Source organism: bacterium SCSIO 12741, from assembly GCA_024398055.1.
Taxonomy (GTDB): Bacteria; Bacteroidota; Bacteroidia; order Flavobacteriales_G; family Salibacteraceae; genus SCSIO-12741.
Genome location: CP073749.1, coordinates 4,230,968 through 4,256,461 on the forward strand (window position 1 = coordinate 4,230,968; position 25,494 = coordinate 4,256,461).

At 44.5% G+C, this 25,494-nt stretch carries 15 protein-coding genes; 2 read left to right on the plus strand and 13 right to left on the minus strand.

Features of this window, described 5'->3' with window-relative positions; genetic code table 11:
- Positions 1–76: 76 nt before the first annotated feature.
- The 13 genes from KFE98_18065 to KFE98_18125 all read right to left on the minus strand — a co-directional run bounded on the left by KFE98_18065 (position 77) and on the right by KFE98_18125 (position 16,740).
- Positions 77–2,011, minus strand: a complete 1,935-nt coding sequence (locus KFE98_18065; protein ID UTW61897.1) for a hypothetical protein — start codon at positions 2,009–2,011, stop codon at positions 77–79.
- Positions 2,012–2,267: 256 nt separating this feature from the next.
- Positions 2,268–3,923: a SulP family inorganic anion transporter gene (locus tag KFE98_18070; GenBank protein UTW61898.1), complete on the minus strand. Its 1,656-nt coding sequence runs from the start codon at positions 3,921–3,923 to the stop codon at positions 2,268–2,270.
- A 134-nt stretch (positions 3,924–4,057) separates the two neighbouring features.
- Complete coding sequence (locus KFE98_18075) at positions 4,058–4,393, minus strand: hypothetical protein (protein UTW61899.1); 336 nt, start codon at positions 4,391–4,393, stop codon at positions 4,058–4,060.
- Positions 4,390–5,079 (minus strand): TetR/AcrR family transcriptional regulator, encoded by a 690-nt coding sequence (locus tag KFE98_18080; GenBank protein UTW61900.1) that lies wholly within the window; start codon positions 5,077–5,079, stop codon positions 4,390–4,392. Before KFE98_18080 ends, KFE98_18075 begins: the two co-directional genes overlap by 4 nt.
- A 97-nt stretch (positions 5,080–5,176) precedes the next feature.
- On the minus strand, positions 5,177–5,536 hold the full coding sequence (locus KFE98_18085; protein ID UTW61901.1) for a hypothetical protein: 360 nt from the start codon (positions 5,534–5,536) through the stop codon (positions 5,177–5,179).
- Positions 5,537–5,596: 60 nt separating this feature from the next.
- Entirely contained in the window at positions 5,597–6,688 is a 1,092-nt protein-coding gene (locus KFE98_18090) for a BamA/TamA family outer membrane protein (protein UTW61902.1), read from the minus strand.
- Between the two features lie 51 nt (positions 6,689–6,739).
- Positions 6,740–7,183 carry a hypothetical protein gene (locus tag KFE98_18095; GenBank protein UTW61903.1) on the minus strand — a complete coding sequence of 148 codons (444 nt, stop codon included), beginning with the start codon at positions 7,181–7,183 and terminating at the stop codon, positions 6,740–6,742.
- A 256-nt stretch (positions 7,184–7,439) separates the two neighbouring features.
- Positions 7,440–9,806 carry a TonB-dependent receptor gene (locus tag KFE98_18100; protein UTW61904.1) on the minus strand — a complete coding sequence of 789 codons (2,367 nt, stop codon included), beginning with the start codon at positions 9,804–9,806 and terminating at the stop codon, positions 7,440–7,442.
- A 199-nt stretch (positions 9,807–10,005) separates the two neighbouring features.
- Entirely contained in the window at positions 10,006–12,114 is a 2,109-nt protein-coding gene (locus tag KFE98_18105; protein ID UTW61905.1) for a hypothetical protein, read from the minus strand.
- Positions 12,101–13,090, minus strand: a complete 990-nt coding sequence (locus tag KFE98_18110; protein UTW61906.1) for a FecR domain-containing protein — start codon at positions 13,088–13,090, stop codon at positions 12,101–12,103. Before KFE98_18110 ends, KFE98_18105 begins: the two co-directional genes overlap by 14 nt.
- Positions 13,080–13,682, minus strand: a complete 603-nt coding sequence (locus KFE98_18115) for an RNA polymerase sigma-70 factor (protein UTW61907.1) — start codon at positions 13,680–13,682, stop codon at positions 13,080–13,082. The genes KFE98_18110 and KFE98_18115 overlap by 11 nt, the downstream gene beginning before the upstream one ends.
- 58 nt (positions 13,683–13,740) lie before the next feature.
- Complete coding sequence (gene ligA / locus KFE98_18120) at positions 13,741–15,762, minus strand: NAD-dependent DNA ligase LigA (GenBank protein UTW61908.1); 2,022 nt, start codon at positions 15,760–15,762, stop codon at positions 13,741–13,743.
- Between the two features lie 147 nt (positions 15,763–15,909).
- A complete protein-coding gene (locus KFE98_18125; protein ID UTW61909.1) occupies positions 15,910–16,740 on the minus strand; it encodes an SDR family NAD(P)-dependent oxidoreductase in 831 nt (276 codons plus the stop codon).
- A 152-nt stretch (positions 16,741–16,892) separates the two neighbouring features.
- Between KFE98_18125 and KFE98_18130 the strand changes: the two genes are divergently transcribed.
- On the plus strand, positions 16,893–21,509 hold the full coding sequence (locus tag KFE98_18130) for a T9SS type A sorting domain-containing protein (GenBank protein ID UTW61910.1): 4,617 nt from the start codon (positions 16,893–16,895) through the stop codon (positions 21,507–21,509).
- 34 nt (positions 21,510–21,543) lie between these two features.
- Complete coding sequence (locus KFE98_18135; protein ID UTW61911.1) at positions 21,544–25,428, plus strand: T9SS type A sorting domain-containing protein; 3,885 nt, start codon at positions 21,544–21,546, stop codon at positions 25,426–25,428.
- Positions 25,429–25,494 lie beyond the last annotated feature (66 nt).

Genomic DNA, 25,494 nt, shown 5'->3' on the forward strand with positions numbered 1-25,494 from the left:
AAGGTACTAAGAGGTTCGACTTACTCTATTCACACTAAAATCTACGAAGGGTTGGTAACTCTGAATCAGGATTCACCTATGGAAGGGTAATCAGTACCCTAAGATCATCTTCTTCAGAATAGAGCACATAAGTACCTGCAGCAAGGGTTTCTGAATGAATATACCATTCTCCGGACTCCCCTTTTTCCAAAACACCTTCACCATTTAGCAATTGACCAAATAGGTTGGTCAGTTTAGGAACACCTGTTGTACTATTCATTCCGGTTACTTGAATCAGGGACTGATTGGTCAAGTAGAAAACTTTGGGTTTTGATGCACTTTCCAGGTTGTTTCGGTAATTAAGTCGAATGGATGAATATTCGTACTGTCCGTCAAAATCAATCTGCTTTAGGCGGTAGTAAGAATGACCAGTCAACGGATCATAATCCGAAAACTCATATTCCTTAAAATCGGATGAGAAACCTGCGGCGCCAACCTGCCCTATTTCTTTCCATTGATCTTTATCAGCTGAACGCTCCACCGAGAAGTAATCTGAATTGATTTCAGACCAGGTATTCCAGTACAGATCTACTTGATCTTCTCTATTTTGAATTTGAAATTCGCCCAGCTCAACCGGTAAAGGAGTTGCCGTATTCGTGGAGGCAATGGTAATGAAACGCGTGGTATTACTGGGAATATGGGTAGTTGAGATACCGGTTACACTCACTACTCCGCCAGCATAGGAAATACTTACTCCATCACCTGCATCAATAATAGTGGCGTTGCTAAAGTCTCCATCACTATCGACCAAAAGCCTAAGATGACTTGCAGTAACCGATCCATTTCCACAACCCGCAATTTTAAAATCCACTCCAAAAGTCCCGGTAAAGCGACTGTTGGTCACCTTCCACTCTCGATTCAGGCGACTGTTTACTCCAGCAGGAATTTCTGAAATGGTGCTGGGTTGGGCACACATAAAGCCGTTATTATGCCCCATAATCACATACGCCCGATCTGCTCCAAAATTTCCTGTTGTGGCCGTATTGGATGCATTGCTTGTGGCTAAGGAACTGGCATAAATTCGCATGGTGTCACTGGCATCATGAGACTGTTTTTGCAACAGTTCTTCGTTATCATCTCGTCCAATCCCGATAATATCATTGCTGTAGGTAGAAACGTTGTATATCGTCTCCCCAGCCGTATTTTCGTAATTGTTGGGCAGAGTCATTCCATATTTAATGGCCAGGTAGCTTTCTACTCTCGATCGATTGGTACTACTGAGGGCTGAACCGAAGATTCCCATTTCAGCAATAAATCCATCGTAAGACTGCGCTTCCCCGTTTCCATGTAAGCCCATTTTGATGTCGCTAGCCATGTCGGTCCCATTGTTGGTCTCCGTTCGGTTGCTTGAACCATTTTCAGCCCCATCTACCCGCCAATTGAAATCGGAATTGGAGGTACCGTTGACCGTTCTTGACATTTGAAGAATATGCGTTTGGCCATCGTTAATGGTCGTTGTAGCAGCTACATCAAAATCACCATTTCGGCCACCACCTACATGAAATTTGCCATTGTTGTCTAAGGTGATCGCTATATCCATGGCAATATTTTCATCACCGCCATAAAAAAGAGGTTGCCCCCAAAATGCCGTATTACTGGTAGTTTGAGAGGTTTGAACGACCATGTAAAAATCGAAATCACCAACCTCGGCATTGTCCAAATCGAAATAACTGTCGTTGGAGGTACCGGAGTTATCTATAAACTCAAGTACTGGATTGTAGTTGATGTTATCACTTGTATTGTTGCGGTAAATCGGGCGATTGGATGATGTACTTTGAGTACATGAATTGGAGTTGATCTGATCGAGCCAACCACTTACTCGATCTCCATTCTCTGCTGGATTGGAGGCTGATTCTTCTACTCCGGCATCCGCTTTCAACCAAAAGCTACCAGAAACATTTCCTGGAGATTGCCCCCAGGCAGTTGCGGTAAGCAGGATCAACAGGGATCCAAGGATCGTTCGTTTTTTCATGAACTTTGAAATCAATACAAATCGTCTGGGTTGAAAACTGAGTGCGAAGTAGGACAACTTACTTTAACCATCCATGTATCCCCTCGATTTTCAACTCCTTAAATCGATCAGTTACTGAAACCTTATTTTGAAGCCGCGAATATAAGGGAACCTCGAAGTATTGATGGTTTAACTTTTAGCAGACTGAGTTATTAAAGCAAAAAAAAGCCCCGAATATTATCCGGGGCCTTGGTGTTAATCATTCTGATTTTCACCTTTACTTTTCTTCACCACCATCGGCTATTCGCTTCTTAACTTTGGGCTCTTCTTTAATAGCCTTGTTAAAATGCTCTTCCGTGTGTGGATGGAGTTGATCTTCTAATCCAAGAAACTCTACTTCTATTTTTCGGGAAGCGGCTCCCTGTTCAAAATCCTGAATAATCTCCAACACATCGGCATCGATGGAGGTCGTTTTTACTGCATCAATTACCACGTGCGTATCATCTGGAATTTGATCTAAGGTTCTAAGCAAACCAGCTTTGTGCAAGAAGGTCATGTGCTCACCCAAGTGAATGGTGATTGAACGATGTGAATCGTAGTTATTCAAGTCAAAGTGGTAAGGCGTGCGGTAGTTTTTCCATAGGATGTGGAAAAAGGCAACTACCAATCCCATTCCAATACCGATCAAAAGGTCAGTAAATAGAATACCGAAAATGGTTACGGCAAATGGGATGAACTGCTCTTTACCGGAGTGGTACATTTGACGGATCAACGATGGCTTAGCTAATTTGTAACCTACTACAAACAACACGGCGGCCAAACTGGAAAGAGGAATCAAATTCAAGAAATTGGGAATGCTGAAAACACAAACCAATAGCAAAATACCGTGGAAAAAGGCAGAAGCCCAGGATTTACCCCCAGACATCATGTTGGCGGAGCTTCGTACAATTACCTGAGTAATAGGCAAACCTCCAATAAATCCGGAGATCATGTTACCTACCCCTTGCGCTACCAATTCGCGATTGGTTGGTGTAATTCGTTTCTCAGGGTCCAATTTATCCGTTGCCTCGACACATAATAGGGTTTCCAAACTGGCTACCACCGCAATGGTTAAAGCCACCAGGTAGAGGTCTGGGTTATCCCAAACAGAAAAATCAGGAAAGGTGAATTGACCAGCAAAACTGGAAATGGAATCGGCTACAGGAATATTAACCATTTGCTTCGATTGCAACGACATGGAGCCTCCTGAGCTAAAAAATTGATTGAGTCCGATACCTGCTAACACCGCCATCAATGGTCCTGAAATGTAGCGAGTAAAGGAAAGCTTCTTCATAAATGGACGATCCCAAATAATAAGCAGTGCCAAGGAAACAAGGGCTACAGTGATGGCGCCACTTGCTCCAGGAGCACCATTTATCAGGTTTTCGATAGCACGAATAATTTCGGTGAAGGTGTTTTCGCCATCGGCTTGGAAGAAGGACATTTCTCCTTCAAAATCTTCATCATATCCCAAGGAGTGAGGAATTTGTTTCAGGATAATGGTAATACCAATCCCCGAAAGCATTCCTTTAATTACTGATGAAGGAAAATAGTAACCAATAACTCCCGCCTTAATGACACCGAGAATCAATTGAATTAATCCGGCCAAAACAACGGCGAAGAGAAAGGCTTCAAAGGTTCCCAAATCTTTTAGGGCGCCCAGAACGATTACAATAAGGCCGGCTGCTGGGCCACTTACTCCCAGTGCAGATCCACTGATCATGGAGACCACGATACCGCCAACGATACCGGCAATTAGTCCTGCAAACAAGGGTACTCCGGATGCCAGAGCAATACCTAAACACAAAGGCAAGGCAACGAGGAATACTACTACACTCGCAGGTAAATCATATTTAAGGTTCTCAAAGAACCCGGGTTTTTGGTGAGGTGTCATACGCTTTTTTTCTACCGCTCGTGGCGGAATCTTAAAATTTTAATTAATACCCGATCCGTCGTAATTGACGTGTCAGAAGAAGAAATTATTGGATTGGAGAGACAGAAAAATAACCTTAGTTACAGGCTACGAGATTAGGCGGAATAAAGTTCCGGAGGTGGGGTCAAAATATCTGGACACAGGTCGTGCCAATGGGTGGTCAGATAATGAAAACGTGACCATTGGTCCTGTACAAAGCAGTCGCCAATGGCGACCAAATGAAGGTAGTCATCAATTTCGGTTTCGTTTTTCTTTTCTTCCGCTTCTTTTTCTCCTTCCTGCTCCCCTTTCTCGGTCCACTCGGTATTGACTTGTTTAACGATAATTTCGCTAATCACGTGATCAGTTAATAGCACAATGGCCAACATCAAAAAGAAGAGTCTCACCCATTTCTTTCGCAAAGGATTGATATAACTGCTTTGTGGCTTCAAGAGGTTCGGAGTTTTTGAAGTGAGTTAATAACCATTTCTTCATAAAACTCGGTAATCGCATCTTCGCCTTGAATCACGTCCGTTAACCCGGGAAGGTGATCAGCAAAAAAGCGTTGCAAGTGTCCTCCCTCAATAACCGTAGAAATAAGCATGTGAGGATACTTGTATTGAGGGGCTATCTCAAGAACAATTTGGCTTACTCGAGCCACCAGTTGCTTGTATCCGGAAAAAACACCGTCTTTGTTTTCCTGGTCCACCCCCTTGGTTAAAAAGGCTTTGGAGGAGTCGCAAATAACAATGCGATTCAGCTTAATTTCATCAATATGGGCAAAGCTACCGTCCTGCTCCACCTTTTCGGTAAGCAGTCTAATAGCCTTTCTCAACCGTTCTTCAGCAGAGGCGATATTGGCCAAGCCAAATACCAATCGGTATTCCAGCCATCCCCAGTACCAGGTAGTTAGATAAAGTAACAACTTGTGTTTACTCTCAAAGTAGCGGTAAATGGAAGCCTCCGTAGAGTCAATAACCTGAGCGAGTTTTCGAAAGGTGAAATTCTCGATTCCAATCTCGTCGATCAAATCAATGCTACCCGCAATGATCTTCCGACCCAGTTCACTGGATTCAGGATCCTTCAAGTAAATGTGCTCATTTACCCGAATGCTAACTTTTGAGAGGAATTCAAGCATACTTCTTACGGCGGCTAACAAATATAATAGTATTACTATTTAAGCTGAAAGCAATAGAAAGGATTTGTCGGGCTTTTAATAACAGGAGTTGGCTACCTTACAAGTTAGGCATAGGCGGTGGACCTACATTTCCTTCCTGGCGGGGTTTGGGTCGCTCATTGGTATCAAACCGGAAGGACTTGCTTTTGGTTCTGGAAACGAACTGACCCTCAAGATCGTAACGGATTTTGTACACCGTGCTTTTCTTCTGCACCTTCACTTCATAAACCTCTTGACCGAACTTCTCGGTCTTTTCCAGGTTTTTGACTTCGTATTTCTTGTACTTATCCGCCAGCTCATTTTGCACCGATTCGGGCAATTGCTCTACGGTAAGTGTGGAATCCTTCTGTCCTTTAACCGATAAACCGGCCAGTAACATAACCCCTACAATAATTAAAGCACGAAAAATCAAATCCATAGTTGCGAAGAAAAAACAAATTGGTGAAGCGATCCTAAAATTAACGCAATTTAAGAAGGCTTAAAAACTCTCCCCAATGGTAAACTGAAGGCTCCAGTCTCCCCTACCCGCTGCAGCATCGATACCAATGTTCATCATTTCTGATGGGATAACGGTAAACCGAAATCCTCCGCCTGCTCCAGGCCATAGATTGTCCCAATTGTAATCCTTGGCTTCATTGGCTGTGGTACCTACGCCAGCAAAAGCGATGAGGAACCAACGCGGCAATACCTGAAAGCGACTTTCGGTTTGAATGGAAAACAGTTGATCTCCTCTTTGGGCACCTTGAGAATATCCTCGAATATCGGTGCCTCCCAATATTTCCTGAGCTTCAAATGGAATTTCTCCAATTCCAAAAGCCGAAGTAAACCGAGATGCTTGAACCCACCATTTTTTTAACCTGTGGTAATGGTTAACGGATAAGTTGAATTTGTGGTAACTCTGGGTATTTTCTAACCATTCGGGCGCCCATTCCCAGGAGGATTCTAAAAAGATGCCTTCATCGGGATAATACACATCGTTTCGGGTATCCAAATCCAGATCAAGGCCCGTATTGTTCATGTAGGTAACAGGACGAGGAACATTTTGTTCGAGTACGTAAAGCGTGGTATTGGCTTTCATGTACGTGAGGTGAGTACCAAACAGCAAGTATGAATTTATACGTCGTAAAACCTGTCCATACGCAAACACAAAGCCTGAATTGTATTGAATAAATTGACCATAATTAGGTACAGGATCCCAATAGAACTGGTAATTAAATGAAAAATAACCCGCAGCCAGGGTAGCCCGCCATCGGTCTTCCTTCATATAAAGTTTGGAAAAGCCCAATGCTCCCCAACTCTCTCTTTGCGTTCCGATGATTCCAACACCCGCCATGGAAGTTGGCGATAGGGTATCTGATTTTTGCATCGGAAACATAAGCATGCCTATGGCCCCAAAAATCAAGTCTTGGGTGCGGTCGTATTGGATAAGCGGAAATCCGGTAACCCTTAATTTCTGAATACTGGTATCTCGTTTCGCCGCGCCGCCACCGCCGCCCAAACCAAACTGAGCTTTTCCGGGTAAGGCCAACATCAGCGACAGGCCAATCATGAATAGAAACTTCGCTTTCACTATAATTTGTTTAGTCAGGTTGTCAAAAATAGATGAATAGCGGATTGAAGGCTACTCTTCGTCCGGAATATCTTCCTGCAAGGATATGTCCAGGTTTTTGTTTTTGAGCAAAGCATTCACAATGATGCTTAGAAAAGCTCGAATGATGAATTTCTCCATCATCTCATTCAGGTAAGGAATGTCAATTTGCTTATTGATGTAGCGGGTTAAGGATTTAATCATCCTTTTCCTTTCCTGAGGGTCGAGGCCATTTTCTGAATAGCGAATAGAGCTGTAAATCTCGTTGGGTAGGTTTTCGTACAACAGTTGATCCAAGCGCCGAACGATTTTCACGTAAACAATGAATTCCTTTTCCTCCGACAAGAAGGGTAAATTTCTTCGTTCATTAATTCTTGCTGCTATGGCCTCCACTTCATTGGGCTTGAGCATTTGGGTTCCTTCAGCATCTTTTTTGATTTGTTCCCATTGCTCATGGGTAAGGTTAATTGTAGGCATATCTTCTCTTTTTTGTTGAATGTAAATGAAATGGAAAGATCGGAAAATGCAAACTCTAAGGCATAAAAAAAGGAGGTAAATCAACCTCCTTCCCTTTCTCTGGTCAAAACCTACTGTTCTATAAGTAGTTTCCTCTAAAGTAGCATTTATTTCTCAGAAGTCAAAATCAGAGTCACTGGAAGTCATGAATTTAGGGCAAAAAAAAGCCGCCGCCAGGTACCCGAACCCCCAACGACGGCCGCGCGGATTTACTTAACTAAAACTCTAAACGGTAGCTAATCACGGGTAATAAAGGCAGCTGCGTACTTTTTTCAATTTTCTCAGTGTAGGGGTTGTAAAACTCCTGTACCATAGCTTGGCTATTGGTTAGGTTTTGAATATCAACTTTGAATTCGTGGGTCACTTTTTTGCGATTAACCTTGTAATACACGGCAAGGTTCAATTGTAATACATCATCGGAGTTTTCTCCCAGGTAGTTATCACTCATCACCTGGTATCCTTTGGCAATGGATTCATCCAGGTCGACGGCGGTATACTTTCCTCCTCCAAGAACTGATAATTTAGTGTTCACCCCAAGAATGCGCTTTTTCTTATCCGATTTTCCGATATTAAATTCCTTGCCACTCAAGAAGTTGGCAGCATAATTTCCATTGAATCGGGTTTCACGCCATACACCGTCCATGGCCTTGTATTCCGATTGGTATAGGGATCCGGTAAGTAAGAAATAGAACTGCTTGGCAAAGAAACGCTCCAGCGTGAGCTCTAAACCGTAGTTACGCCCATAACCATCGTTCACCAAGGGATCGGTATCGTAACCCACAGTTTCGTTGATCAGCGAATAGGAACTGCTTGGATCATTTTCAACCGGCACGTCAAACAGATGCTGGTAATAAGCTTCTGTCATCAATCGCATGTTTTTGCCAAATTGCCAGTTATAACCGATTACTCCATGAGCGGCACGACTAAGGCCCAGGTTCAAATTGGGCTGATACGGTACTCCTACGGTAGGATTGGTCCATCCATGGTAGGTGCTAAGAGGCTCCATTCGGCTGTGGATTCCAGCACCCAGCTTCAGGGACTGTCTTTCGGCAAATTTCCATTCGGCCCCTACTCTTGGTTCAACAGATACTTGCTGGTTTTGCTCAAAGTACAGTACATGGGCTCCTGAATGGATATCCAGATTGGCACCAATTCTGGTTTTCCAGTGTAAAAAACTCTGTAAATAACCGGTATTTCCATCACTGTTGAACAGGGTTTCCATTTTCTGCGTTTCCTGATCATAGCTCAACCAATAGTTGTCAAAATACTGGCGTGTATAGATGGCTCCTGCTCTAAGCTTATGGCGTTTGTTCAACTTGATGTTGTAAGTCGTCGCCGCCTTCAAGTTGATCATTTGGTTAGTATTGTCATCTCGTAATTCGAATTCGTCGGCTTCATTGTTTTCCCAGTAATCGTAGGTACTGCCGTTGGTTGAAATGGTTAGTGAGCTGCGTAGGTAGGATCGTTTTCCTGTGGATATAAAGTGGTTAATTCCACCTGCTCCCATAAAGGAGCCAAAATCACCCTTGCTATGAACCAATTCCTCATTTTCTTCATCGGTGTAGCTCTGCTGAATGGTACTTAATCCGCCAAACCCGAATACCGTAAAATTTCCAGCCTTTTCCGTAGGAAGGAATACATTAAATGCCCCATCCTGATACTTAGGAATCCCTTGAAAATCAACCACGCCTACATTATCCAATAAGGCCAGAGATGAATAGCGATAGTTAACCAGGTAGGATGCTCGTCCATTCTTACTAAAAGGCCCTTCGGCAGTCGCATCTATTCCCAATGCTCCTATTTCCAAAGAATACTGTCGATCCTGGTTATTTCCCTTTCTAAATCGAATATCGAATACTCCTGATAGCGCATTTCCATATTCGGCTGGAAAAGCTCCACTATAGAAGTCGGAATTGTCTAATAAGTCGCTGTTGAGCAAACTAATGGGTCCACCCGTGGCACCTTCTCCACCAAAGTGATTGGGGTTAGGAACTTCTATTCCTTCCACCCGCCACAGGATACCTTTGGGTGAGTTACCACGAACTACAATATCATTGTTTCCCTGAGGGTCTCCGGTAACACCGGCATATCCAGATACCATTCGTGCCGGATCATTGAAGTTTCCAGCATAACGCTTGGTTTCTTCCACCGAAAATGCCCTGGCACTTACCGTGGCCATTTCGTTCATGGACTCCCCTTTTTCGTTGCCCGAAGCGGATATTTCAGCAGCTTTCAAAGTCACTACCGATTCGATCAAACTAACGTTGACTACAACTTGCCTCGAACTCGTAACTTCAAGGTTGCTCAGCATTTTTTCTTCGTAACCCAGAAATCGAAAAATGAGGGTAGCTCGCCCAACGGGCACGTTGGGAATGGAGAATTGACCATTTATATCGGTGGTGACTCCTACTATTGGATCGCTGTCTTTAAGAATAACGGTTGCACCAATGATGGGCTGCTGGGTATCCTCGTCGATAACCGTTCCTCGAATGGTTTGCGTAAGATTGGCCGACCACGCTGGAAGTGATAGCAGTAGAATTACCGCCGTAAGCAACGCGTTTTTGAGAGAAATTGAAGCCATCATTTTATTTAATCTTTGGGTGTGTTTGTTGTTTCTAAAAGGATGACACCTCTCCTACCGATTCCCCCTATTCGAGGAAAGAAAAAAATGGAAAAAAATGAATGGAGTATGTGAATTAACTGATTACACAAGACGGCCGGTTAACTATTTATGAGTCAAATAGCTACCTCAAATACTGAAGCAAGAAAAAGAAAAGAAAGTCTTAGAAAAATCGCATCCCTGCAGAGAGGCCTACCCAACCCGTGAGGAGAAACTCCGGATCGAGGTGCGAAAAGTGTTCGTAGGGTGGTAAACTGGAATAAAAATTACCCTCCGAATCTCGTTGGTTGGTAAAATGAAAATTGATGGCCGGACCTACAAAGAAATCCAGGTTTTTACTCGCCTTCAAGCCACCATAGATCTGAAAGCGGAAGGTTCCATCAAGATCGTCAATGTTTTCCGTAAAATTATTGATCGCCATGGCTGTTCCACCCAGAAAAAATAAGCGACCCAACCTACCTTCAGTGCCTAATCCGTACCCGGCACCTACCTGAGATACACCATCTCTATAGGTATAGCCCAACTGGAAAACATTGTGCAAGGCACTCACACCGGTTCTGAATTGAACATTGAAGGGATACAATTCATTTAGCTCAAGGCTTAATTTGTGATATCCGCGTCTGGAAAAAGTGAAAAATCCGAGGGGCACTCCATGGATGGAATCGTTGATGTTGATGAAGCCCAGTTGGGTTCCTTTTACAATTCCTCCACAATTCGTAAGCCCGGCCTGAACACCAATCACGGTATCCCAAGCTACGTTCACCAATCCATATTGAAAGCCTTTGATCACCGGTGTGTAATTGGTAACGGCGCTAATCTGTACTCCGTTAACCGAAGAAATGGCCACATTGGCAATAGCACTCACCTGCCCGGCATCACTGTGACTGCAAAAGTTGGTTACACCGGCTACCTGAAAGCTGGCTGTATCCCCTACTGAAAGGTTCATGATACCAGCTCCTTGAGCGCCCAATACATTTTCACCAAAGTTGATTCCTCCGGCTAATTGAAGGCCGTTAACCGTATGGGCCGAAATATTGGCAAAACCGGCGATTTGGGTACCGTTGATCTCCCGACCATAGTTGGAAAATCCTGCAATCTGGAAAAAGTCTACCTTCTTGATGGCTACATTAGAAAAACCCGCAACCTGAAGGCCGGTGGCATCGTGCAGGGTCAAATTGTTGAATCCACTAATCTGACTTCCAGCCATTTTACCGCCCAACACATTGCTAAATCCCGTGATCTGCACTCCTTTTAGGGTGTCGACCAACACATTGCTAAAACCGCTAATCTGAAGGCCATTTACACAACCGAGATTGGTATTAAAGAATCCGGCAAACTGTACACCATTTACGTGATGCCCCACGATGTTTCCGATTCCGGCTACTTGCCAGCCATTTACATCTTGCCTAATAATGTTGAGCAGTCCACCAATTTCCACACCACTCACCCCACCGGCATAACCCACCAATACATTGACGGATACATTGTTGGAAACCGCACCCGACATGTTTACGTTGGTACTCAACCCGGGTACAAAGGTCACCTGCATGGGTTGGGTTTCCATTTTTTGCATATTCTCCGTATTGGTCGACTGTTTGTCGTTGACCATCATGCGAACCAATCCCAAATCTTCCACTTCCTTTTGCGGAATTTGTATGGTGTCTTTCGTTGGCATTAAAGGGATGATGGGTCTTAACCGCAGGTGAAGTTCCTCACTCGTAGCTGGGGTTACAACAATTACGGTATCCAGGTAGTCTTTTTTACGAAAAGCAATTCCGGTTTCGGCACGCTTCCCCTGCGTGGTCAAGGAGTAGCTTCCGTCAGCTTCACTAAGTGTATTGGAAAGGTTGTTAACGTCATACACGGTAACGTTAGAAATGGTTTTCCCCGTGGTCGCATCGCGGATAATTCCGGTGATGCGGTAAGATTTTACAGGTTCTGCGGCTTTCTTCTGTTCTCCGTGAAGAATAACAAAATTGCCTGTGGTTTTATAACGAACGTTACCGCGCAATAGGGCGTCAAGAACCGTTTTTACTTCTTGATTTTGAGCTTGATGACTAACCAACAAGTCGCCATCGAGAATATTGGATTGGTAAGAGAACTTGAATCGGCCTTTTTCGGCAATTTCCATCAGAGCGTCCTCCAACCTCACGTAGGTAAAATCAACGGACACTTTGCGCAAAAGCGGACTTTCCTGAGCAATAGCCGTGCTCAAGCAAATTAGCCAAAGGCCAATAAGAAGAAATCGAAGGAAAATTTTATTGGCAGCCATCTCCTACAAAAACAAAGGTGTCGCCACGCTCTTCAACCCTTAGATGAAGTGTTTCACCAATGACTGCAAGAACAGTTTCAAGGGTTTCATCTTCAAAATCCGCGTTGATTTGGCAATCCTGATGATCGGCTTTCGCCAACTTGATTTTGGCACCGTAAACCTGCTCAAGTAATGGAATTACCTCGCCAAGCCGGGTGTTGCTAAAGATCAATCGTTTGGTTTTCCAGGCAACGGCATTCAAGTTGGAATCTTCCAATTTTCGGAAGGTGCGTTTATTCTTATTAAAGATACCTTTTTGACCGGCGGTAAGCACAAGTGAGTCACTTCCCTGGTAAGTCCCGTAAAATTTAACCTTACCAGATTTCACCCATACTTCTACCAAAGAATCACCCTGCAGTGCTTTTACATTGAAAGAAGTACCTAAAACGGCTACTTGAATCTCACCGCTGGAAATGACAAATGGACGTTTTTCATCGCGGGCCACGTCGAAGAAGGCCTCTCCGTTCAAATCAATATTTCGCTGCCCTTTTTTATAACTAACCTGAATTTTTGATTCTTTATTCAGGGTAATGATAGAAGCATCGGGCAAAGTATCCGTTATAACTTCAGCTTGAGCTAAAATTTGATTTTGATAGACGGGTTGATTAGGTTTAAATAGGAAAAAGCCGATAAGCAGAGCTACACCAGCAGCTACTCCTATCCAAGGCCGTTTAGATTTGGTCTTCTTTTGAATCGTTGGTGTGCTGATCCGCTCATCTACATTAGCCCAAGCCTTGTCCACGTTAAATTCGGGAACTTCAGTTGCAGTATCGGGCTTCATGCCCCACAACTTTTCCAGGCTATCGAAGAGCGCAGTGAACTCCGGTTCGCTTTCACGACGGGCTTCTATCTCCTGAACTTCAGCAGAAGAACAAGTCCCATCAAAGAACCGGCTCAGCAACTCGAAATCTCTATGTTCGTCCCTTCTATCCACCATAATTCATTAAGCATGACAACTCAAAACAAGATAACCCCCATCCCAATCCTAAAAAAATTAGAAGAGCGATAACCGGGAGGTATTCTTTGAGCTCTTCCCGAAGGAATTTGAGGGCCTGGCCCATTTGGTTTTCCACCGTTTTTACAGAGGTTCCGGTCTGTTCGGCTATTTCTTTGTAGCTCAACCCTTCGGAGCGACTGAGTACGAAAACCTGCTTTCTTTTTTCGGGTAATTTTTGCACCGCCTGTTCATAACGGTATTGTAATTCATTGGCTTGAACAATTTCTTCGGTTTCGTCAGAATAGGAAGGTGACAAATGGGGAGCCTCCTTGGCATGAACTTCCCTCACCTTAAGGTGCTTGAGGTAATTGAAACAGCGGTTTTTCACGGATTGAAACAGATAGGACTCCAGATTTCGAATTTCCAGACTTTCCCGTTTGTTCCACAAATCGGTAAAAAAATCCTGAACCACTTCTTCGGATTGATCGTAATCCTGAATTAAGGAATAGGCAAAGCCACAGAGTCGGGAATAATAATCCCGAAACACCGACTCAAATACCCGCTTGTTCCCTTCGGCTATTTGCCTAATCAATAATTGACTCGAATGATCCAAAATAGTTTATCTCAAGCTTTCCGTGCTTTCTAAGCTGCTATTCATTGGCGATTAAGGCGAGAAATTCGGTTTCGCTAATCATGGGTATTTCCAGTTTTTCGGCTTTTGCGAGCTTCGATGGTCCCATGTTTTCTCCACGGATCAAATAACTCGTTTTTGCCGATAAGGAACCCACGTTTTTCCCACCGTTCTTTTCGATCATCTCCTTGAGTTCGTTTCTTGAATGCAGCTCAAAAACACCGCTTATTACAAAACTCATGCCTTTTAATTTCTCCGTTTTTCCATCGAGCTGTTCAGCGCTCAATTTCATTTGCAACCCTATCTCTTTCAAGGCGGTAACAAATTCCATTTTTTTGGGATCGGAAAAGAATTCGGTAATACTGGCTGCGATTTTTTCTCCGATTTCTTCCACTTCAATCAAATCCTCATAGGAGGCGGCTAACAGTTTTTCCATGTCGCCATAGTGGCGGGCTAATTTCTTGGCTACCGTTTCCCCTACATATCGAATTCCTAAAGCGAACAGAACGCGTTCAAATGGAATTTGTTTTGAGGCTTCTATCCCTGCCAAAAGATTATTTACCGATTTCTCAGCAAACCGCTCCAATTGAATGAGCTGGTCATAGGTTAATCGATAGAGATCCGTGTAATTATTGACCAATCCCTGAGCGTGGAGAGCATCAATGGTTTCCACTCCCAAACCATCAATATCCATGGCCTTACGGGAAATGAAGTGCTCTATTCTTCCTTTTATTTGAGGAGGGCACCCACTATCATTTGGACAGTAATGCTGAGCTTCTCCTTCTTTTCTTTCCAACGGAGTATTGCATTCCGGGCACAACTCAATAAATTCTTCTACCTCGGCATTGGCTTCTCTTTTCTCCAGCGCAACGGCGGTTATTTTTGGAATAATCTCCCCTCCTTTCTCCACGTAAACCCAATCCCCTTTATGAAGGTCGAGTTTGGCCATCTGATCCGCGTTGTGCAAACTGGCTCGTTTTACGGTAGTGCCTGCTAAGAGAACAGGGTTCAAGTTGGCCACCGGAGTTACTGCTCCCGTGCGTCCCACCTGATAGGTAACCTCCTCCAATTGAGTCAAGGCAGCTTCTGCTTTAAACTTAAAGGCAATGGCCCATCGTGGCGATTTGGAGGTAAATCCGAGTTCCTCCTGAATTCGATAGTCGTTTATCTTAATTACGATGCCATCAATTTCAAAAGGCAAATGGTGTCTTTCCGTATCCCAGTGCTCGATAAACTCTAATACACCGTTGAGATCCTTTACTTTTTCCAGGTAACGAGGATACTTATCCGGGGTTTTAATGCCCCATTTCCCTGCCCCTTCCACACTGTCGTAATGACTATCAAAAGGCAAATTTTCTCCGTAAACTCCGTAGAGCATACAATCCAATCCTCGGGATGCAACCACAGCAGAATCCTGCATTTTCAAGGTGCCTGAGGCTGTGTTTCTTGGATTCGCAAAAGTGGGTTCACCTAATTCTTCCCGATCCTTATTCAGTTGCTGAAAATGGGCCAATGGAAAGAAAATCTCTCCGCGAATTTCAAAATCGGCGGGATAGTCACCTTGAAGGGAAAGTGGAACGGTTCTAATGGTTCTAACATTGGTCGTTACTTCCTCTCCTTTTTCGCCATCACCACGGGTCACAGCTTGGCTAAGCTTTCCGTTTTCATAGCGAATACCAATGGCTACTCCATCATATTTTAGCTCACACACGTATTCCCAGTCCTGGTCCATGAGCTTTTTGTTGCGTTGTTCCCAATCCATCAATTCTTCAGGAGAATAGGTATTGTCTAACGACAGCATGGGGTAACGGTGCTTAATCGTATTAAACTTCTTGGTGATATCTCCCCCCACTCTTTGGGTTGGGGAGTTTGGGTCAGCCAATTCAGGAAATTCGGCTTCTAATTTTTGCAACTCTTTCAGTTTCATGTCGAAGTCGTAATCCGACATGGGAGAGTTGTTTTCTACATAATAGGCATGATTGGCTTTGCGAAGTTCTTCTGAAAGTTCCTCAATTCGGTTTGCTGCCTCTGTATTTGTCATAGGATTTATATTGTTTCAAATGGACAAGCCATCAGCGGGTAAAAGTAAAACGGAGATTTCGTTTACCCTATCAATTACCGATTCAGTTTTTAGAAGAAATCGGCACGTTCTCCTGGGGTATTCCCAAAGCTTCCAATTCTCTATAATTCAAGCCAGTATTTCGTCAATCAATTTTCGGGACTCCAACAATACCTCTTTCGATATCTCTTGATTGTAGGAATCGGATGAGGATTGAACCATTTTACCCTTCTTAAAATACTTGGCACTTATTCCTTCTACCTCCTCCGATAAGGCCAGATGACTGGGATATTTAGCACCTTGAGCCGAGGTAAGCATAAAAGGTTTGGCCACCTTCCAACCGTATTTCATAAAACCGCCCCATTGCTGCCCAAATCCGGAACCTACCACTCCTGGGTGAACGGCATTAACGGTAATCATTTTTGATCGTAATTCACGTGCCAAATGATAAGCATACATCAAATTAGCCAACTTGGAGTTCCCGTAAGATCGGGCCACGCTCCAGCCTTCCTTCAAGTTAAGATCCCCAGTCCATTTACCAGCCCTGTGGGCCACGCTGTTAAGCATGACAATCCGACTGCGTTCGCGCATAGTGCCCAATAGTCCTTCGGTAAGAATCATAACAGCCAAATGATTCACGGCCATCACCAATTCAATACCATCTGGCGACTCTTCTCGGTTAAGGGTCATTAAACCGGCATTGTTGATTAGAATGTCGATACCTGTCACCTTCTTTTGAATCGCACCGATTATTTCTTGTACTTGCTTCATCTCGGCCAGATCAACCTGTAAATAATCTACCGAAGGATTGGCAGTGGCGTGATGCAATTCCTGGCAAACCTGATCTGCTTTGGATGCGTTGCGAGCCAGAAGTAAAACTTGAATCCCTTGACGTAACAAATTGGCTGCAGTTTCCTTACCAATTCCCGATGTAGCACCTGTAATTACGGCTTGTTTCATTCCCGATTTTAAAAGGGGAAGATAGCTTAAAAATATGGGCTGTAACCCTTTGACTGCATGAAAACTTAGGGTTAAGCCAAACCCTGCCCCTCTGCATCCGGTACTTCCGTAAAACAGCCCTTTTTTTAGAGGACACTCAGCTTAAAACACCTATGAATAGAATTCTACTTGCCATCGTATGCCTTGTAGCGTACCCCTCATTCTCTTATTCTCAACTCATTCTCCCCTGGTCGGAAGACTTTGAAAAAGTGAGAACCTTTGAATTAACTAATTATCGATCCCCGGTTCCTGGGATTTCTAACATGAGCTTTGATCCCGACCCTCTGGTTGGAGGTAGACTTGGATTTGCTCCCTTTGGATTATTGGCCCATAACGGTGTACGTGCAGCGCACCTCGATCGGGATTCCATTTTAACCCGGTACAAGAGTTACAACCACACCGTATTCAAGTTTGACCTCTCCCGGTACACCCAATCCTATATACAGCTATCTTTTTGGTGGCAAGAACATGGTGAAGACCCGGATTCCTTAGACATTGTAGAGGTTAGAGAAGGTCCAGGATCGCCCTGGCTTCTTCTTTATGATTTCAGGCCCCACTTCGGTAAGCATACTGGAAAATGGATTTACTCTGGAAATGTGAGCATTAGCGATACCCTAATTAAGGGTGGGCAAGCCATTACTTCTACCGTGGAAGTACGCATCTCGGAACAAGGAGACAGTGTGGCCATTAATCCTGTCTGTTGTGACGGTATCAGTTACGATGATCTGCTCATGGAGCGGTTTTACGACAACGACGCCCGTTTAGAGGAAATCTCGACTTATTGTCCCGGCCCTGCAACGGTAAAAGTTCTGCTCAGAAACCGGGGACGCGACACCTTAAAAACGGCCGAAATTTCGGTTAAATACAACGGAACATCTTATCCAAAAATCAATCTAAACAATTTGTCCTTGGCCAAGGATAGCAGCATGTGGGTAACTATAGGAACCTGGAATATTCCAGCTGCTCAATCTCAACTGTTTGAATTGGAATTGAACCCGGTAAATGGAAAGGTCGATGAAAAACCTTCGGATAACTTATTGATAGAAAACAAATTTCCACGGTTATCCGGATCCTACTCCGTGGGACCAAACAGCAATTTCTCCACGATTCAAGATGCTTTTGACGCATTGATGGATAACGGTATTTGTGGCCCGACGACTTTGTATCTAGAAGACACCCTTCACCCTGGTGGCACCTTGGATACCATTCCTGGGATGTCAGCTGCAACTCCACTAAGGATTACCGCTGCTACCGGGTACCAGAACAAGCCCTTACTGCAACAAGCCCTGGCATTTAAGAATACCCCTTACATTAAGGTCGATAACCTTCGATTTTCTACTCGAAATGCAAATCTGATCTTCGTTAAGCCAATTCATCATTTGGATATTGACAGTTGTGATTTCTACTCCCCACGTGAATCGAGTATCTATGCATCTGAGCAAGTGAAAGTGGCCGGTATTGGAGAATGTCACCACATTAATGTGACGAATAACGTTTTTAACGGAGGTCGTGTCAACCTACTATTACAAGGAGACACCTCTGCCTGGTTGGACAGTGTGGTGGTCGCAGGAAACCGTTTCCATGATGCCACAGGATATTCTGCCGCCGTGAACCGAGTGCTAAATGCACGCATCGAAGGCAATACGTTTGAAACCGTTCACTTTCAACCTGGAGTGGCGCTCAATTGTGTTACCGCAAGGAACGTAGAGATTAACCGCAATAACTTTTTGATTTCTACCGGTACGGCTTTAAACTTATCCTCCATCGGTCATCAAGCTACTCCATCGGATAGCGTTAAGGTCATGAACAACTTCATTTCCATTTTAGATGATAACGATAGTGTACCGTCTTATGGAATCCGTATTTCTGGTGCGAAGCAATTGTACATTGTTGGCAATTCCATTAACTCCAGAAGTTTAGCCTCGCTTTCCTGTGCCATAATCACATTTGGATTTACCAATTCAGCCGTACTAAACAACATTTTTGGAAACCCTTATTCCGGATTAACCTGGAATGCAGGAGTTGCTGGATTAGGAACGGGTGTAACCCACGATCACAACGTTTATTGGACAGGTGACACCTTGATTAATGGAACCTATAACATTCCGCTTGGCAGTAACTCCGGTTCGATAGACCCGTATTTTTACAGCCCTTACACAGGCGACCTACGAGTGAACAATCCCAGACTCAATGCCGCTGGAATGCCCGTAGGCCAAAAAGCCGATTTCTTTGAAACCGTTCGAGGAACCACTCCTGATATTGGAGCCCATGAATTTACTCCATGTCAGTATGATGGAAATGCACAATTCATATCTTCCGATTACACCGAAGTACCTAACAGTCAAGACGCAGAAGTAAAAATATATGTAGCCAATACGGGGTTCAGTCCAGTGACAGGAACACAGGCCACGCTCAATTTATTCGGAGCCAATACTTCTCGAGCTATTGGAACCTTGCAACCCGGTCAGGATACGATCTTAAAGGTAAGAGTGCCTATCACCCAAACAGTGGGATCGTGGCCTGCTCGATTGACCGTATCTATCAATGAAAATGACTGTATTGCGGTGAATGACACTGCAGTGATGAATATTGAGGTTACTGATAGTTCGTATTCGAGAACGTCGTTGGATAGCATTGATTTGGCCATGACCGCACCCACTACTCCCAAATGGATTTTGGGGCAGACTTTCGAAATCTTCCAAGCCGACACGCTCAGTTCGATCAGTGTTTACCTCAATCATCCTGATACAGGGGCCACATTCAGAGGATTGGTCTACAACATAGATCCAAACACCTTGCTGCCCACCACCCTGATTGATTCAAGTCCCATGCGGACCCTGGCAACTGCCAAGGAAGCTCAATCCGGTTGGTTTGCTCTTCGTGTAGGTTGTCATGGCCAGTTTCTACAGCCCGGAAAGTATTTGATCGCTATCGAGCAAGTACAACCTCCTACCCTACACATCGGGTATCAGAAACAGCGTTTTACACAGGATGAAATTGTACTCATCAATTTTAACGATGGAAAAGGTTGGAAGCTATCCAGCCATCCGGATGTAGAGAAATATGCGAAGCACATCACTCCTATGATTGAGGCCAATTTGGGCCGTAAATGGGAAACCCCAGACTTAATTAGCGACACCACCTTTATCTGTAAAGGTCAGGATGTGGTCATGAAAACTACGGGTAGTTATAAGACTTATTTGTGGTCGAATGGATACCCTCACAAAAGCTTTAAAACCAAGCAAATCGGGCAGTTTTCTGTACGCGTTTGGGATGATATTGGATGTGAATTCCGAGATACTACTCAAACGGCACCTGCACAGGGAATTACTTTGTCGGCTCAACTGGTGCACGCTAATTGTGGTCAAAATGACGGAGAGATTCGCGTACAGGCCTCTGGTTTAGAACCCCCTTTCAATTATTCCTGGAGTACCGGACAGGCCGGCTCTTGGTTAAAATTCCTTCCCGGTGATAAATACACGGTAACGGTTACCGACAGAACGGGTTGTACCGAATCTCAGCAATACGCTCTCAAAGGAGGATATCCGGAATCTCAAATGGAAATTACAGAACCTATATGTAGAGGAGATTCCAATGCCAGAGCAACGGTACATGTAGTGAAAGGGCTCAAGCCTTATTCCTATCAGTGGAATGCTGGTTGGACGCCAAACGACTCCACCAACTTTGGACTAAAAGCAGGAATGTATTTGGTAACTGTTACCGATTTGAGCAATTGCCCCAAAGAAGATACGGTTTTCATTGCGGATCCACCCGAGCTAAAATTGCGCATGTCTCCTGGTCATACTACCGGATGTTTGTATCAGGACGGTTATGCTTACGCTAAGGTGAGCGGAGGTAAACCACCTTACAAATACTTCTGGGGTGATCCTAACAAACAAAGCACCGGTAAAGCCATTGGTCTTGGTAAGGGCGCATACGACGTAACCATTACTGATAGTGTGGGCTGTATTACCTTTGGAAGAGTACGGATTCAAGATCCAAACTCTCCTCAAGTGACCCCTCACGATTTGGTGTTGGATTGTGCTTACGATACCGCCACTGCCGCGGTGAGTGTTGCTGGAGGTTCTCCTCCCTACACGTATCGTTGGAAGCATAACAACAGTGCCAAACACAGTCAACATGGCCTGGTTCCAGGTCGCTACCACCTGTTTCTTTACGATACCATGGGATGTAATATGGACACCTTTGTTCATATCCAATCGCCACCACCGATCCAAGCCACCTTCAGCAATCCAGTGCCCAATGGAAGTCAATACCGAAGTGTAACCGCAACCGTAACCGGTGGTACTCCGGGATATACCACATTGAGTTGGAGCAACGGAGAAACCGGATATACGGCCGATGAGCTGACCAATGGGCGACACTACCTAACGGTGACCGATACCAATGGTTGTACCTATTCCTTTGGACTCAACATCAATGACATTATAAATCAGGTGGAAGGGTTTGATATGGCCCATGACCAGGTTTTCCGAATCTTCCCGAATCCTAACAAAGGGTCCTTCTTTGTAGTTCAGGACGGCGGCTTAGATGAAGAATATAAAGTACTGGTGACCAACCCACTGGGACAGGTAATTAAAAGTGAAAGTGGAATTAATCTTTTAAGTCCCTATTCTTTAGTTATTGAAGATGTGGCCGGATTGTACCATGTAACCGTGGTTAACTCCAAAGGCCAACGTCGATCTATGAAAGTGATGATCCATAGGTAAAAGAGTTGCTACCTTTGGCCAAATGGCTTCACTTGTGAAAATATACCTTTTTATCCTCCTGCTTCTGGCGGGAGGATTGAAGGGTTATTCTCAATATACCCTCCCCTATTTTGAAGATTTTGAACAAGCTCCGGCTGTTCAACTTTATGGCAACCAACTCAACCTAAACTGGGCTCCCCATATCCAGATTTTTACGGTTGCACAAGGACGGATGCAAACCGATGTTCTGCCAGAATACATGCCTTCCGGCAAACGAGCCATCACCCTCGATCAACCAGGGGTAAACTTGGTTCAAAATGACCTCGTACTTCGCCTTGATCTCAGGAATTACTCCAACGATGAATTAGAAATATTCTTTGACTGGACCGACTTTGGAGAACAACCGAGTCCTGGTGACGGTGTATGGGTAAGAGGAAATGCCAACCATACCTGGACCCTGCTTTATGACTTGAGCTCTCGGCTCTACTCTTTTCCTGATGGCTATTGGCGATTTAGCGGCTACCTGGATTTGGATTCAGCTCTAAGAACTGTGGGAACTTCCGTTGATAGCACCTTTGAATTGAGAATGGGACAGAATGGTGGAAGTACTCAAAACACCGTATTAACCGGAGGTGGAATTAGTTGGGACAATATTGGCATTCAAAAAGTAACCCGCAACGATGCTTCCATTCATCAGGTTTTGCCGTTTTGCCAGGGATCTTCACCCGTTAAGGTAATTCTCAAAAACAAGGGAAGCGACACCCTCACTTCAGCTACCGTTGCATGGGCAGTGAATGGCTCACCCCAACCTGAATTAAGACTTAGTGGATTGCACTTACTCAAAGAGGAAGACACCGTAATTACGCTTGGCAACTTTAACTTCAGCGGTAGCAGCCCCTATACTATAGAAGCCCATATAGATTCAGTAAATCAAGGAATGGATTTACAACATTCCAACGACACCAGCCGATGGTTTCAAGCCACATCATCCCTATCGGGAAGTTATACGGTAGGTGCGGGAGGCGATTTCCCTCACCCAGACAGTGCCTTAAAAGAGCTTCAAATTCGCGGAAGTTGTGGTCCTGTGACCCTGCTCCTAATGGATTCTGTTTTTCAACACCAAATCAGCTTTGAAGATTTTCCTAAGGCCTCCCCAACGGATACTTTGCGTATAACCTCACATCCAGCCAACGCTAGGCCGTCAACACTTATGGGCACCCTATTTTTCCGAGGATTAGATGCCGTAAGAATTGACCATCTAAAGATAACAGCTTCCGATTCGCTCATTCATTTTCTGCACCCCACTCAACAGGTGGAGATCGACCACAATCAATTCGAATCCTTAGACACCAATCAGAGCTGGGCCAAGGGCATAGCCAACACCCTGTATATTCAAGTGGATCATCTTTCGATTCATCACAATGTTTTTAATCAGGTGGAAAACCCGGTGGCCATGCGCGGATTTCACAGTCCCGCCTTTTACCTTGCGAGCCATTGGGCCATAGATTCCAATGAAATCAATCAATTCAGAGGTCAAGGTCTACAGCTGAGAAACGTACACACGCTTCAGGTAAATGGCAACAAACTAAGTACGGCACAGAGCTTTTCAGGAGGAATCTACCTGACTTATGGTACGAAGGTGCAAATCAGTGGAAATAAAGTTCACTTGAGTCAACCCTCTCTCCTACTCAGCCTAAGCAATTGTAACTCCACAGGCAGAAATCAAACCGACAGTATTTTCATTGCTCACAACTCTTTTTGCGGAAGCAATGCCCTTGGCGAAGGACTTGGAAATGGGGTTCGGATAGAACACACTGAATTTGGAAGATTCGTCCATAATTCGGTCTACTGCTTTTCCGATGCCTTTAGAACCAATTCTGTTGGTCATTTTCAAATTGCCAACAACGTATGGGAAGTAGAGGATCAGCAATATGTACGTAGCGAAGTTGGAAACAAGTATTTTATTGACAACCGAAACAATGCCTACTGGGCCAAATCTTCTACCTGGAAAGGTGTTGATCCTGGTGTATACGACGCTTCAGCTATTTTTGACAATCCCTGGTTTGAAGATCCTGCGAAAGGAAACCTACTGCCCGGAAACCCGGCTTTAGATAGTTCGGGTGCTTCCATTCATGGAATCCAATGGGATATACTTGGACAGCCCTATACCCCTGGATTTTTGGATATAGGAGCCTACTCTTTTACGCCTTGCAGTCATGATATTCAGCTGCAATCCTTCTATTCGGAGTACAATTTCGTTCCACTTTCACAGCGGGCTCATTTACAAGCCCAGATTCAATCTTCTGGAAAAGACTCGGTTCATCAGGTTCACTGGTTTTTGAATCAAACGGGAAGTATCCATCAACGCAACTTAGGCAGCTTATCGTCGCGTCAGCAACGAAAAGTGGATACACTGATTTCCGGACCTTCGTCAGCAACTATGGGCCAATGGACAGCTTGGGTTAATACTTCTTCAGCCGATTGTCGACTTTACAACGATACCTTAACCACTAGGGTAAATTGGTCTGATTCTGCCCTTTCTCGACCAATGGATACCCTAAACCCACTCTATTTTTCCCTCATCAACCGATTGGGCCAAGAGTTTTATTTAACTGATAAAGACACGCTTACTGGAATTGGAATCTACCTGCGGTCCTACTTTCCGTTCGCAGCTCAAGTAGAAATCTGGGAGGCCAATGCTATGGGGCATCCAGGAACCCGAGTAGATACATCCAGAACCCAACAATTCGGCACATTGATGCATCCTACAGAGTCACATTTTTCTATGCGATGCGGCGGATTGGCTCTTGATACCGGAAAGTTTTTTGTCGTGCTCAAACTCGTTAATGGGCCGAGACCGGAGATTTTGGCTGGATCTCGCCTAATTCCAGATCGAACCATAATCGTAAATTGGGATTCATTGAACCAGACACCTCAGTATTCAAACGAGATTCAACACCAACGAATGGCCTTGGCCATGACAGCCTATCTGGGAACATCTCGTTTTCGCCAGAAGTCCGTTATTGACCAGGATTCCAGTGGCTTTTGCTGGGGGGACACGGCTCATTTACAGGTAAACTCAAATCATTACACCCACTGGAAATGGAGCACCGGGCATACTACCCCACAAGCCTGGACTACTCAACCTGGCTGGCATTCCGTCACGTTATTGGATTCCAATCACTGCCCTTTTTCTGATAGCATTTATGTGGATCGTCATCCCACACCCAATTTTAGCTTACACTTACCTGCTCTCCTCTGTTTCAATGATACCGGGCAAATTCGGGCACAAGTATCGCAGGGAAGTCCGCCCTTCACCTATTTCTGGAATGGACCTTCCGCTCCCACCACGCCACAAATGAATGGTGCTGGTGAAGGCAGTTATTCTCTGCTGATTAAAGATTCTATGAAGTGCGAGTACGATACTATCTTTCAACTCGCAGCTCCAGACTCTATTGAACTCCTATTCTCCAACCCTATAGACAAGGGAACGGCCAATGAACTGAGCGTATCTTCAAAAGGTGGAACCCGGCCTTTCCAATCCTGGGTATGGAACAATGGCGAGCAGGACAGTACGGCCCTCCAATTACCTTACGAGTGGGCGGTGGTTACGGTAACCGATGGCAATGGTTGTCAAATGAAGGATTCCATCAATTTGGCCTATCCCATGGGAATTGTGGAGTCTGAAGTGTCGTCCCAGGTCATTATGTATCCTAACCCAAGCACGGGTAAATTGCAATTAAAAGAATGGGTTCCAAGCCTCCAGATCTGGACTGTTTCGATCTTCTCCCTAAGTGGTCAATCCTTGATAAAGCAGAAATGGGATCCTCAATCCGAATCACTGCTTATTTTGGACCTTACCCGACTAAATCCAGGTAGCTATTGGGTAACCTTACAATCGTCATCCCAATTCCAGGCCTCCCCTTTGATTCTAAAGTAATTCTTGGCATTGGGCTTAGCCTTTCGACTATTCGCTCAACTGCCCTTCCAATTTCGAGACGAAAAC